The following is a 10,751-nucleotide window of genomic DNA, read 5'->3' as shown; positions in this document are numbered from 1 at the left end:
CCAGATCCCGGTGCACCACGACCAGAACGGCGCCCTGGTCGTCCCGGCCGACGCCGTCACCGGCCTGCTGCGCTGCATCGCCGCCGTCTGGGACGCGTGGGCGCAGCACGGGGTGCCCGGCATGGACCCAGTGACCACCGGCGGCCTGTGCGGGGTGCTGGCCGCCCTCGCCGACCAGCTGGACGTCGAGTGCATCGCCACCGCCGGCCACGTCCACCCCGCCGGCTGACCCACCCGCCCACGCACGACGGGCCCGTCTCCCCACCACCGGGGAGGCGGGCCCTTTCGCATGCCCCCGACGAAGGAGACCGCGATGCCTACGCTGCGCTACACCCCCACCGCCGCCCGCACCCTGCGCTGCCTGGAACGCCGCCGCACCGACCCGGCGAAGCTGCGCCGGGTACGCCGCGCGCTCGACCAGCTCGCCGCCGACCCCCGCCACCCCGGCCTGCGCACCCACCGCTACCACGCCCTGCCCGGTCACATCGGCCGCCGCGTCTGGGATTCCTACGTGGAGAACGGCGCCGGCGCCTGGCGGATCTACTGGACCTGAGGCCAGGACACGACCGGGCGCCCCGAGCACGACGCCCAGGACGACGCGGTGCTCACCGTGCTGCTCATCGGCCCCCACCGCTGACGCCGCCACGCCCGTGCGCCGCCCGTGCCGCGGCACGGGCGAGCCGGCGCCGACTACTGCCCCTGGCGGGGCAGGGCGATCCGATCGATCACGTCCTGGCGCACGACGACACTGCGGCTGATGCTGTCGGCCCAGGTCTGACGCCGCACCTGGGTCACCGGGCGGACGAACCCCGCGAACCCCGGCAGAGCGTCCAGAACGTGCAGAACACCGCGCACCAGAGCCCGCGCCGCCCCGATCGGCGCACCCGTGTCCTCGTCCACCAGCACGATCCCCACCAGCCGCCCACCCAGCCACTGACCGGTACGCCCGCGCTCGGCCCACTGCACAAGCAGCCACCCGCCGCCGACCACCCAGTACCCGCCCGCCAACACACCCCGGATGTCCTCGCCCGCGAACAACGCGACCACCTGCAACGCCGCGAACGCCGGCGACAACACCGACAACCCGGCCAGATACGCCGTCATCAACCCGCCCGCAATCCCCACCTCCACACCCACCGCCGTCGCCCGCTGCGCCCAGGACGCCAGTCCCGGGATGGCGCACTTCCTCGCGTACGCGGTCGGGGCCGGACCGGCCGGGGCGCCGGCGTGCCACCAGGACGCGGCGGCCGACGGCAGGGTGGGGTGTGGCGTGGGATCGTTCATGACCGGTCAACGCCCCTCCGGCCGGTCGGGGCACGCCGGGGCGCGCGCAAAATCCGGGGCTTCCAACCCCGAATGACATGTTCGCGGCCGAAAGATCGCAGGTCAAACCCCTGTTCACCGGCCGATCGGCGGGTCTAGCATTCCCGCCACGGGGGCCCCACCACGGCACCACCGGGCCGCCGAGCAGAGCAGCCGCGCCACGTCCTCCCCGGCGCTGCTGGCCTCCCACCGGCCGGGTCCCGCGGACCACCCCCTGTCCCCCGGGACCCGGCCGCGCTGCGCCCCGTCGAGGCCGTCGGTCAGGACGGCCGTCGGGAGCGGGCGGCCTGCTGCATCTCGGCCTCCCACAGGTGCCGGCGTCCGGCGGCGAGCTCGCGGCGGACCTGGTCCTCGGCCTGTTCCAGGACGCGGTAGTAGGTGTCGTCGTAGGCCTCGACGACCTGGTAGGTCCACATGCCCGGCAGGACGTCGCGGCCCACCAGCCGGTGTTCGACGAGGTCGGCCTGCTCCTGGTGGCCGGCCTCGCGCAGCAGGCGGGCCGCTTCGGCGAGCATCTTGTCAGCGCCGCCGGTCATCTGGTGGAAGGCCACCAGATGACCGCGTGCCCGCACCGTGTACTCCAGCGCCTTCGACAGCACCCCCAGGGCTTCGACGGTCGCGTCGTTCAACCCCGCCGGCCGACGGTGCGCCTCGTCCGGCGTGTCGGTTCTGGCTTCACCCACCGTTGCCTCCCGCAGTGCCTCCGGTTCCCTTCACCCTCGCCCGGCCGGAGGGCGGGCGCATGCGGAGAATCGATCAGCGGCACGGCGCCAGGGGCCTCCCCTCGATCTCCCCACTTCGGAACGTGGCCCGTGTGCCCTGCCGCCCGGACCGGGCCCGGGCAACAACCACGACGCCGTCGCGGTCGATCCCGACCGGGACGGTCGGCCGCGGCGCGCTCCGCTACCGCACCCTGGCCAGCGCCCGGATGCGCTGGACCATCCTTCGCTGCCGCCTACCCTGCGCCGCCGGATCCGCCGTCAGGGCCGCGGCCGGCCCAGCCGTCGGCCCGTCGCTGCACCGGCCCGGGCCGTGGCCGGCCCTATGCCTGGGCAGTTGCCCCCGGAACAGCTGGTTGATGTGCGGGGTGGCTCGCGTACCTGCCGCGCCTGGGTGACCAGGCCCCGCGCCTGCCCACCACCGGGTGGGGCAGGAGGCTGCCACCCACCTGACGATCACTTTGCTGTACCCCTTGACCACTGCGGGCACTGGACCGGCCGCCTCGTGCGCCAAGCCCGGGAGCCGGGGGCAGCGCCGATACCCACCGGCAACAGGTTGCCCGGGCTCGTCAAGCCAGGGGCCGACGATCCGGCCTGCGCCTGCCGTGCCACTGGATGGCCGCACCTGCCAAGGGACGCCTTCTCCTGAGTGTTTAGAGGCGGACGGTATTTCTGCTGGTCAGACAGCATATGGAGTGCATGATCGGCACATTCGAGTGCATGAATCGCACATTCACCTTGCCTATAGGCAATCTCTATGGGGCGACACGTGGCGCGCTGGACGTCAAGACACTTGCCTATAGGCAAGGTCAAGGTATGGTGAGTCACTCGCGTTGCCTATAGGCAATGACCAGAGGTGAGGAGGGGTATGGCGCGATCCAACCCGGTGCGCGCGCAGGGCGTGAACCGGGCAACAGGCGAGGTCATGCAGTTGGACCTCTTCGGCGAGGAGGACGCGAAGTCCGGTCCGGACAAGGTCCGGTACGACTGGAATCCGCATCCCGGCCGTCACGTCAACGTCTCCAAGGCGCTGATGCGCAAGCTCTGGCGCAAGGACTCGGGCTACGACCAGAACGACCGGGACATCTTCGGGTTCTACCTGGCGCACTCCCCGGACGGAGCCGAACCGCTGCGGATGACCTTCAAGGAGATCTCTGAGACCCTGGGGCCGGCGCAGGGCACCGTCCGCGCCTCGGTGGAGAAGCTCCATCTCGGTGGGCTCCTCCTGGAGGCCGAGAAGTTCGGGCGGATGCGGTTCTACCGGGTCAACCCGCGAGCGGGCTACGACGGCCCTGCGAAGAAGCAGGTCGACGCCACCAAGGACGCCCGCTTCCCGGTGGTGCCCGCCCCGGCGGCCGGCAAGGAAACGCCGGCCAAGCCCGCCAGGAGCACGAGGAAGAGGAAGGCCGCGTGACGACTGCAGCCATGACCCGGGACACCGCCGACTTCACCCCGGCGCTGATGCACGAGCTCCTCCTGCGGACCGCCGGCGCCCCCGGGGCGGACTTCCGTGTGCTCGTCTTCTACGCCACCGCGGTCCCGCTCGGCCAGACCGTCCGTACCGTCGGCAAGGCCATCGCCGAGAGCCTGCGACTCAGCGAGCCGACGGTCTCCAAGAGCATCAGGCGCCTGGCCGCGGAAGGCTGGCTGGAGCTCGTCTACCGGCAGGGCCCGATCAACTTCTACCGCGTCGGCCCCCTGGTGATGGAGGCCGCCGCCGAACTCCTCGGCGAGAACGAGGAACAGGACGAAGGCGATCTCGCCACCATCCACCACCTGCCGTTCGGACAGCACGACGACGAGTAGCCGGGACCCCGATCCGACACTCGACCGGATGTCGGGAAGGCGGCACCCGCCGGTGATGGCCCGTGAGTGCGCGTCTCGGGTCCGGCGGGCGCCGTTGGCAGCGTGGCCGGGCGCGATGGCCGGACCGCGGCCGCCGGGCCGATGGGCCAGCGGGAAAGCTCGGGCGCGTTCGGCGTGGCACCCACGCGCCTCGGTGCCCCGGGTGGCGCGGCGAAACGCTGCCACCTGGGGGACGGACCGGTGTTGCGGGAGTGCTGGGACAGGTGTCTCAGATCTTCAAGCCCCGTAGGCTCCTCTCCTGTGCCTGATGACATCTCTGTTCCCGACGACCTGATCGCTCTGCAGCTGGCGGCCCGGGCCGCGCAGCGTGCGGTCGAGGAGTTCACCGCCGAGATCGCGGCGGAGGCCCGTACAAGATTCCCCGCTCCGGAGCAGTGGCTGGAGCGCCTGTGCTGGCCGGCCGATCCGCCGGCGGGCGCCTTGCAGGACGGGCCCGCCGCCTCGTTCTGGCCCCCGGACCTCACCGAGCGGCTCCGGCAGCTGCGAGAGGAAGCCGGCACCGCCTGGACGAAGGCGGGCGAGCATCCGGCCTTCGGCGAGGCCAGGGCCGACGGCCAGTACCCGAAGCTCCTGACCGCAGTGCACAAGCGCATCAGCGAGGCCGAAGCGGCGGCCGCCTGAGCGGCGGCCCGCCGGCCGAGGCCGCCTCGCCCAGGCCCGCCGGGTTCGTCGCCCAGAACGGGTGGGCGTACAGCTCGGCACTGACCCCGGCGAACCCGACCCGCCTTTCCTCGCTCGGGTCGGTGGGCCAGGGCGGGCTCGGCCTCGTACCCATCCCGTCCGTAGCCGAGCCCGGGGTGCCAGACTGTCAGCCATGAGTGATCAAAACGGCCATCCGCCCCGGCGCCCGTTGGCCCAGCCGTTCTCGCACGCGGGCGACGCTGCCGACGAACCGCTCGCCGAACGGCTGCTCCCGGCCGAGCGTCTCAGCTCGCCGTTCTCCGCCCCGACCTCCTCCGAGGCCGAGTCCGGCCAGGTCCTCCCGCAAGGCGGCCGGCGACGCCTCGGCCCCGGCGGCCTCACCGCCCAGGCCCCGGCCTGACCGAGGCCGACCCGAATCGGGCCGACCGCCCAGGAGCCGGCGCTCACATCGATCGGACGGCCCGCTCGCAGCGCGGGCAGACGTGGCCGGCGTACCGGGGCGGGTACCAGCGCGAGCCCGGACCGGACGGCCGCCACGGGTCGACGACCATGCTCGCGGTCTCGATCCCGCAGGCCGTCACCGGCAGGGGGTCACCGGGCACGTCCGGGTCGGAGCCGGCGGCGTGTACGACCAGGAGGTCCGGCTGCTGCGGCTGCTCGATCACCACGAGAACGCCCACCACCCCACCCTCCGCCGACGCCGGACACCACCGCACCCGGTGACCGGCCAACAGAGCACCGAACGGCCCGGTGAGTTCCGCCCCGCACACCCGGGGAGTTTCGCCCCGCCGAACTCCCCACCGCAGGTCAGCGCACCAGTACACCCCCGCCCCACGACCGTGCCGCACCCGCTTCGCCGCCGCCACCGAAGTACGGCACGGCCCCAGGACAACCCGGCGGGGCCGTGCCGCAGACCCCCTTGTCCCGCCCCGCGGGGCCCGGACTATCGCCCCGCCACCGGATGCGAGGCGAAACCCGACCGGCACGCCGACCTCGGCGGCTACGATCCCGGAATGGACAGCGCCCCGCCGACCGCCGCCACCGACCAGCCGGCCGACGGCGCGGGCCAAGCCCCGCAGTGCGCCCGCCCCGACTGCCCCAACCCGGCGCCGAAGGGCCCCACCGGACGCCCGAAGCAGTACTGCTCGCGCTCGTGCCGAAGCAAGATCGACCGCCTCAAGGCCAAGACCCGCGCAGCGGCAGCCGAGGACACCGCACCCAGCCCCACCGCAGCACCACGCAGCGCCGCACCCGCCACCCCCGCAACAGCAACCGAGGCCGAGACCGACGACGACCTTGCCCACTTGGGCCAGGACGGCCGGCACCTCCTTGGCATCGCCGACGCACTGCGCCACCGCCTGACCCGCTTCCTGGAGGAGACCGCCGCCGGTGATCCGGCCGACGCGTTCGCGGAACTGGCGAAGGTGCTGCCCGCCTACGGCACCCGCGCCTACATGGCCGCACAGGAGATCCGGGACAAGGCCCGCTGGCCTCACCTGAGCGCGCACGAGCGCGTCGTCGCCCGTTCCCGCGAGCGGATCGACCGCTGGGGCCTCGACGGCCCGGACGACGACGGCGCCGCCTCGGAGGAGACAAACGCCTCGCGGGGCGAAACCCTGGCCCCCGCTGCGACCGTCCCCGCTGCGACCGCCCCCGCGACCGAGCCGACCCCCGCGACCGAGGTGGCCACCGAGGAGGCGCCGGCCTGGCAGTCGGCGGCCGACGTCGCCGAGCAGGCCCGGCGTACCGCCTGCACCGACCCCGAGACCCGCTTCGACTTCCCCGACCTCCTGGACGACCTGGAGGTCACCTTCGGCCCCGGTTGGGAACTCGGCTCCTGGCTCACCCCCGACGCCAAGGGCGTTCTCCAGCTGCGCCACCACAGCAGGCCGGTCGGATGGACCGCGCCCCTGCCCGACGGACCGTGGGGCCAGGCCGGCTGGATCGCCCTCCTCCACCAGCCGCGCGGCACCGCCAGGCTCCTCGTCGACCACTTCTCCCGCCCCAAGACCCACCCCACCGCGGACCTGGCACTCGACGCCATCCTGCGCGCCCACCGGCCCACCGGGCCGACCCCCGCCCGCTGACCGGTCCTCACCAGGGCGCGGGGCCGCCGTGGTGGTGCCGGGCGATCGCCTCCAGCAGCGCCTGCCGCGCCCCCCACAGCCGGCCCTGCTCGGCGGCCAGGGCCTCCGCCGCCCACCCCGGCAACGGCCGCCCCAGCGCCGCCGCCCCCAGCGCCTCCTCCAGCCCGGTGGCGGCCTTCTTCCACTCCTCCAACTGCCGGACCAGACCCCGCACCAGGACGTCGACGGCCCGGCCCGGGTCCCGCCCGTCCTGCCGGGCCTCCTGGCCGGCCTCGCCGAGGACGTCCTCGTCCAGGTCCTCGAACACCTCCGCCCACCGCTCGGCCACCAGCCGCCGATGCTCCGCCAGCACACGCTGCAGATCCGCGTCGACCGACTCCTGAGCCCACGGCAACGGCGACCGCGACGACTGGACACCCACAGCGGCCAAAGCCCGGCCAGCACCCGGCCCCAGCCCAAGACCGCGCCGCGCACGGGACGAAGAAGTACTGCTCACCCCCGCTCCAACGCCGCCGGACCCGCCTTCGTCACCCCGGCCGCCAAACCCGCAGCGCAAGACCGGCCGACCGCGGCCCGCGTCGAGCCGCCCGCACGAGGTACCGCCCACAGCCCGCCCCGGGGTAACGTCCGGCGTGCTACCCGAAGCGCCGTCACGGCGCGCGCACGGGCCAGCGAGGCGAAAGAGCCGGCCACAGATCCCCGGGTGTCTCCCCGGGGCCGTCCCCGGGTGCTGCCCCGGGGGGCTCCCCTCACCAAGGTTTCGACATCCGCCCAGGTCATCCCCAAGATTCTGGCCTACCGGTGCTGCCGACAAACCCTCTCCCTTCCCTTCTTTGAGCTGTTGGTGGTTGGTGGTGCAGTTGGGTAGGGCGGGCTCGGGTTCACCGCCGGGTCCAGTGCTGCCCTACCCGCTCCAGAGCCGCTCTGCCCTCCCTTCCCGGCCGGGGCGGCCGGGCGCCTCCCGGTGGTCGGCGCGCGCGGGAGCGGGCGGCGTTGGCGGAGACGGGCGGCGGCCGGGCGATGTCGGTGGTGTGAGGTAGAGAGGCAGGACGATCATCACCACGGGGAGCAGCATGGACGACCACGACGACCAGGACGAGCAGCAGCCCGGTGGCCCGAGCCGCCCCGGTCGGGTGCACTTCCGCCGCTCCGCCCGCAACCCCAACGGCTCGACCGCCCCGCTGCGCGCCGACGTCCTCGCGGCGCTGGGCGTGCTGAAGATCGCCACCTACAAGCAGCTGCACGCCCTGATCGCCGCCGACGAGTACCGCGCCCACCACCGCGTCGAGCACGTGGCCGAAGCGGTCCGGGACCTGGAGAAGCACAAGCTGGTCGACGTCCGCGGCGCCACCTCGCCGCCGGGCCGCCGCCCCGCACCCAAGACCGCCCCGGCCTCTGCCGACGGGGACGCGAAGCCGACGCCGGGCGGGCCCGGAGCGGAGAAGATCGTCGGCCTCACCCCGCTCGGCCTGGCCGCCGCCGCCGAAGCCCTCGGCGACGACCGCGACATGGGCGGCCACGCCCGCGGCGCCGGCCTCACCGGCGCCCCGCACGCCATGCTCGTCAACGAGCTCATCATCACCGCCGTCACCGGCACCACCACCCACGGCGCCCCGCCCCGCGCCGACAACCGCCAGGCACCCCCGCGCCGCGCCCTGCCCACCGGCCCGCTGCCCGGCGGCATCGAAGCCTGGGCCACCGAGACACCCCACACCATCACCGGCAAGTTCAACGTCATCCCCGACGCCGTCGTCCGCCTGCCCGAGATCGGCATCCCGGTCCTCTTCCTGGAGCTCGACCGGGGCACCATGACCGACATCCGCAAGGTCGCCGGCAAGCTCGACAACTACAAGCGCTACTTCGACCGCACCGTCCAGGACGGCGGCCAGGAGCGCCTGGAGGTCGAGGTCCGCTACAACGCACCCGAGCCCGAGTACGGCTACAGCCACCGTCGCACCGTCCGCCCGCCCGTGCTGTTCGTCCTGGACCAGGGCACCAGGGGCAGCCGCCCCCGTTACAGCCCCGAGGCCCTGGAACAGCGCCTGAAAGGCCTGCGCGACGCCACCAGCGAGCACTGGCAGGGCTGGGCGGGCGAGCAGGAAGGCGTCGCGTACGCCACCTTCCACGGCAAGATCCCCGTGCTCGGCACCACCGTCGAGCGCCTGCGCGAACACGGCTGGCAAGGACCCACCTGGTGGCGCTTCGGCCGGCCCGGCTGGCACTCCCTCACCGACGCCCTCAACGACGAACCCGACTGGAACCTCATCGACCGGCGCCGCCAAGAACGCGAGGACCAGGAGAAAGCCGAGCAGAAGCGGGCCGCCAAGGCCGAGCAGGACGCCGAGCTGGCGAAGCTGCGCAAGGTGCTGCTCGCCGCCCGCGCCCACAACGACGCCCTGCACCCGTGCCACACCTGCAAGGGCCCGCTCGGCGGCGCCCACGACTCCGAGGGCGAGCTGGACGGGAACGCCGACCCGGACCGCCTGGAGTGCCCGTCCTGCGACCGCCGGCGCCGCACCGCCAAGGGGCGGCCGATCATCTTGGAACTGCCCACCGCCCGCGCCCTCCGCCACGCCGAGAAGAACAGCCCGCCCGGGGACGACCCCTGGTGGCAGGTGCGTCTCCTCCACGCAAAACGCTGGCCGAAGCAGGCCAGAAGCAACGGAGAAACCCCCTACAGCATGACTCAGATTCCGTATGGACGGTCCATTCCGTAGGGCATCAAGAACGGCGCATTGAAGAAGTGTTCATTCTTTGGCCGCTATGTCGATTCCAGATATGGCGGCCGAAGCGCTTTCTGTGGCGGAATTACCCGTCTCCAGCAGGGAAACAGAAGCGCCCAGGAAGACCAATTCTCTGGAGAAAGAGGGCGCATACCCGGGAGGGCCGGCCTCCCGGCGGCCTGCCCGGGGCCCCCGGAGGCGCCTCTGCCGGGATGCCAGACGGTATACCTCTGGGTATCCTCGACGGTATGACGATGACGACCATAAAGGTGCAAGCCGGGGTGCGCGACGAGCTCGCGCGCCTGGCGGCCGACGACCTCGGCGGAGTCACGCTGAACGCCGCCCTGGAACACCTGCTGACCGAGCACCGCAAGAACCAGATCCTCGCCGCCTACGCCCGCCTGGCGGCCGACGAGACCGCCTGGGCCGACTACCAGAACGAGCTGGACCAGTGGGACGGCGTGGCCGGCGACGGCCTGGGCGGTGAGGCGTGAGCCGCAAGTCCGCCCCCTGGCAGGTCTGGATGGCCGACCTGTCCCCGGTCATCGGCTCCGAGCAGGCAGGCCGACGCCCCGTCGTGGTCGTCTCCAGCCCCCTGTTCGCCGCCTTCCCCACCGCCATGGCCATCGTGGTCCCCCTCACCACCGCCGACCGCGGCCTGCCCCACCACGTCCCCGTCACCTCCCGCGGTTCCGGCCTCGACCGCCCCAGCTGGGCCCGCACCGACGACGTGCGCACCATCTCCGAGCAACGACTCCTCGGCGCCAGGCCGCTCGGAACCGTCACCGACAAGGAAGCCGACGAGATCCGCACCTACCTGCGGCTCATGATCGACCTCTGACGCCCCGGTCCCGGGCCGCCGCAAGGCCACCCGGGACCGCACCTCGTCCAACCCGCACAGGGAAAACGGCAAGAATTCCCGACAGTCGAATTCTGAAACGCCCCAGGTGGGGAGGCCAGGGCAGGGAATTCCGCCGCCCCGGCGAATCCCCGGAGAGTCAGGATCCACACCGCACATCCGGCAAGGTTTCCTGACAGGCTACAACTGATACATTTCTGACGTGCAGTCACCAGGCAAGCCCGCCTCCTGCCATAGCCCAGGGCTGGTTCGGCGAAGGAGCCAGCCCTTCCCGTGGTCGTGAAGCCGACCCGCACACGACCACGGTGCCCACCCCTCCCTCAGTCAGCCTGTCGTGAGTTCAGCCAAAAACCCAGTTCAACCATGTGAACGAGCCTCAGTCCACTAGCACCGTGGAGCGAAGCGGAATGGTGCTTGGCCCGAGCGGAGCCGGGCCGGCCTGACCGAAGGGAAGGCCACGGACACGCGGAGCGGGTCCGCCCACCGCCCGGAGGGCGGTGGCGAAACGGAGGGCCGAAGGCCCGTAGGGACC

At 72.8% G+C, this 10,751-nt stretch carries 14 protein-coding genes; 10 read left to right on the top strand and 4 right to left on the bottom strand.

Annotated elements, in window-relative coordinates; all coding sequences use genetic code 11:
• Together ACFVUY_RS42920 and ACFVUY_RS42915 are read left to right on the top strand one after the other, a co-directional pair.
• A partial coding sequence (locus ACFVUY_RS42920; protein WP_387737330.1) for a DUF6213 family protein occupies positions 1-229 on the top strand: 229 nt, incomplete at its 5' end.
• Between the two features lie 84 nt (positions 230-313).
• Positions 314-553, top strand: coding sequence for a hypothetical protein (locus ACFVUY_RS42915; RefSeq protein ID WP_387695896.1), 240 nt, complete (start codon positions 314-316; stop codon positions 551-553).
• A gap of 137 nt (positions 554-690) precedes the next feature.
• On the opposite strand, the gene ACFVUY_RS42910 is transcribed toward ACFVUY_RS42915, so the two are convergent.
• Positions 691-1,284 carry an RDD family protein gene (locus ACFVUY_RS42910; protein WP_387695898.1) on the bottom strand — a complete coding sequence of 198 codons (594 nt, stop codon included), beginning with the start codon at positions 1,282-1,284 and terminating at the stop codon, positions 691-693.
• A 299-nt stretch (positions 1,285-1,583) separates the two neighbouring features.
• Complete coding sequence (locus ACFVUY_RS42905) at positions 1,584-2,006, bottom strand: hypothetical protein (protein ID WP_387695900.1); 423 nt, start codon at positions 2,004-2,006, stop codon at positions 1,584-1,586.
• Between the two features lie 904 nt (positions 2,007-2,910).
• Between ACFVUY_RS42905 and ACFVUY_RS42900 the strand changes: the two genes are divergently transcribed.
• From ACFVUY_RS42900 to ACFVUY_RS42885, 4 genes are all read left to right on the top strand, one after another.
• Positions 2,911-3,456, top strand: a complete 546-nt coding sequence (locus tag ACFVUY_RS42900; RefSeq protein ID WP_387695901.1) for a transcriptional regulator — start codon at positions 2,911-2,913, stop codon at positions 3,454-3,456.
• Positions 3,453-3,848: a hypothetical protein gene (locus ACFVUY_RS42895; RefSeq protein WP_387695902.1), complete on the top strand. Its 396-nt coding sequence runs from the start codon at positions 3,453-3,455 to the stop codon at positions 3,846-3,848. The genes ACFVUY_RS42900 and ACFVUY_RS42895 overlap by 4 nt, the downstream gene beginning before the upstream one ends.
• Before the next feature lie 300 nt (positions 3,849-4,148).
• On the top strand, positions 4,149-4,529 hold the full coding sequence (locus tag ACFVUY_RS42890) for a hypothetical protein (RefSeq protein WP_387695903.1): 381 nt from the start codon (positions 4,149-4,151) through the stop codon (positions 4,527-4,529).
• Positions 4,530-4,722: 193 nt separating this feature from the next.
• Complete coding sequence (locus tag ACFVUY_RS42885; protein WP_387695905.1) at positions 4,723-4,950, top strand: hypothetical protein; 228 nt, start codon at positions 4,723-4,725, stop codon at positions 4,948-4,950.
• 43 nt (positions 4,951-4,993) lie between these two features.
• Here the strand turns inward: ACFVUY_RS42885 and ACFVUY_RS42880 are convergent, their stop codons facing one another.
• Positions 4,994-5,233 (bottom strand): hypothetical protein, encoded by a 240-nt coding sequence (locus tag ACFVUY_RS42880; RefSeq protein ID WP_359909777.1) that lies wholly within the window; start codon positions 5,231-5,233, stop codon positions 4,994-4,996.
• A 330-nt stretch (positions 5,234-5,563) separates the two neighbouring features.
• Here ACFVUY_RS42880 and ACFVUY_RS42875 point away from each other — a divergent pair, with 330 nt between their 5' ends.
• Positions 5,564-6,637, top strand: coding sequence for a hypothetical protein (locus ACFVUY_RS42875; protein ID WP_387695906.1), 1,074 nt, complete (start codon positions 5,564-5,566; stop codon positions 6,635-6,637).
• 7 nt (positions 6,638-6,644) lie between these two features.
• Here ACFVUY_RS42875 and ACFVUY_RS42870 read toward each other — a convergent pair whose 3' ends face one another.
• The gene (locus tag ACFVUY_RS42870; protein ID WP_387695907.1) at positions 6,645-6,989 is read right to left on the bottom strand and encodes a hypothetical protein; all 345 of its coding nucleotides are present in this window, start codon (positions 6,987-6,989) and stop codon (positions 6,645-6,647) included.
• Between the two features lie 721 nt (positions 6,990-7,710).
• Here ACFVUY_RS42870 and ACFVUY_RS42865 point away from each other — a divergent pair.
• The 3 genes from ACFVUY_RS42865 to ACFVUY_RS42855 all read left to right on the top strand — a co-directional run bounded on the left by ACFVUY_RS42865 (position 7,711) and on the right by ACFVUY_RS42855 (position 10,201).
• Entirely contained in the window at positions 7,711-9,354 is a 1,644-nt protein-coding gene (locus ACFVUY_RS42865; RefSeq protein ID WP_387695909.1) for a replication-relaxation family protein, read from the top strand.
• 254 nt (positions 9,355-9,608) lie between these two features.
• Positions 9,609-9,854 carry a hypothetical protein gene (locus ACFVUY_RS42860; protein WP_387695910.1) on the top strand — a complete coding sequence of 82 codons (246 nt, stop codon included), beginning with the start codon at positions 9,609-9,611 and terminating at the stop codon, positions 9,852-9,854.
• Positions 9,851-10,201: a type II toxin-antitoxin system PemK/MazF family toxin gene (locus tag ACFVUY_RS42855; RefSeq protein ID WP_387695912.1), complete on the top strand. Its 351-nt coding sequence runs from the start codon at positions 9,851-9,853 to the stop codon at positions 10,199-10,201. Before ACFVUY_RS42860 ends, ACFVUY_RS42855 begins: the two co-directional genes overlap by 4 nt.
• Positions 10,202-10,751 lie beyond the last annotated feature (550 nt).

Source organism: Kitasatospora sp. NPDC058063 (assembly GCF_042885395.1).
In the GTDB taxonomy this organism is placed as follows: Bacteria; Actinomycetota; Actinomycetes; order Streptomycetales; family Streptomycetaceae; genus Kitasatospora; species Kitasatospora lactacystinica.
This window is presented reverse-complemented; position numbering and strand designations above follow the sequence as displayed.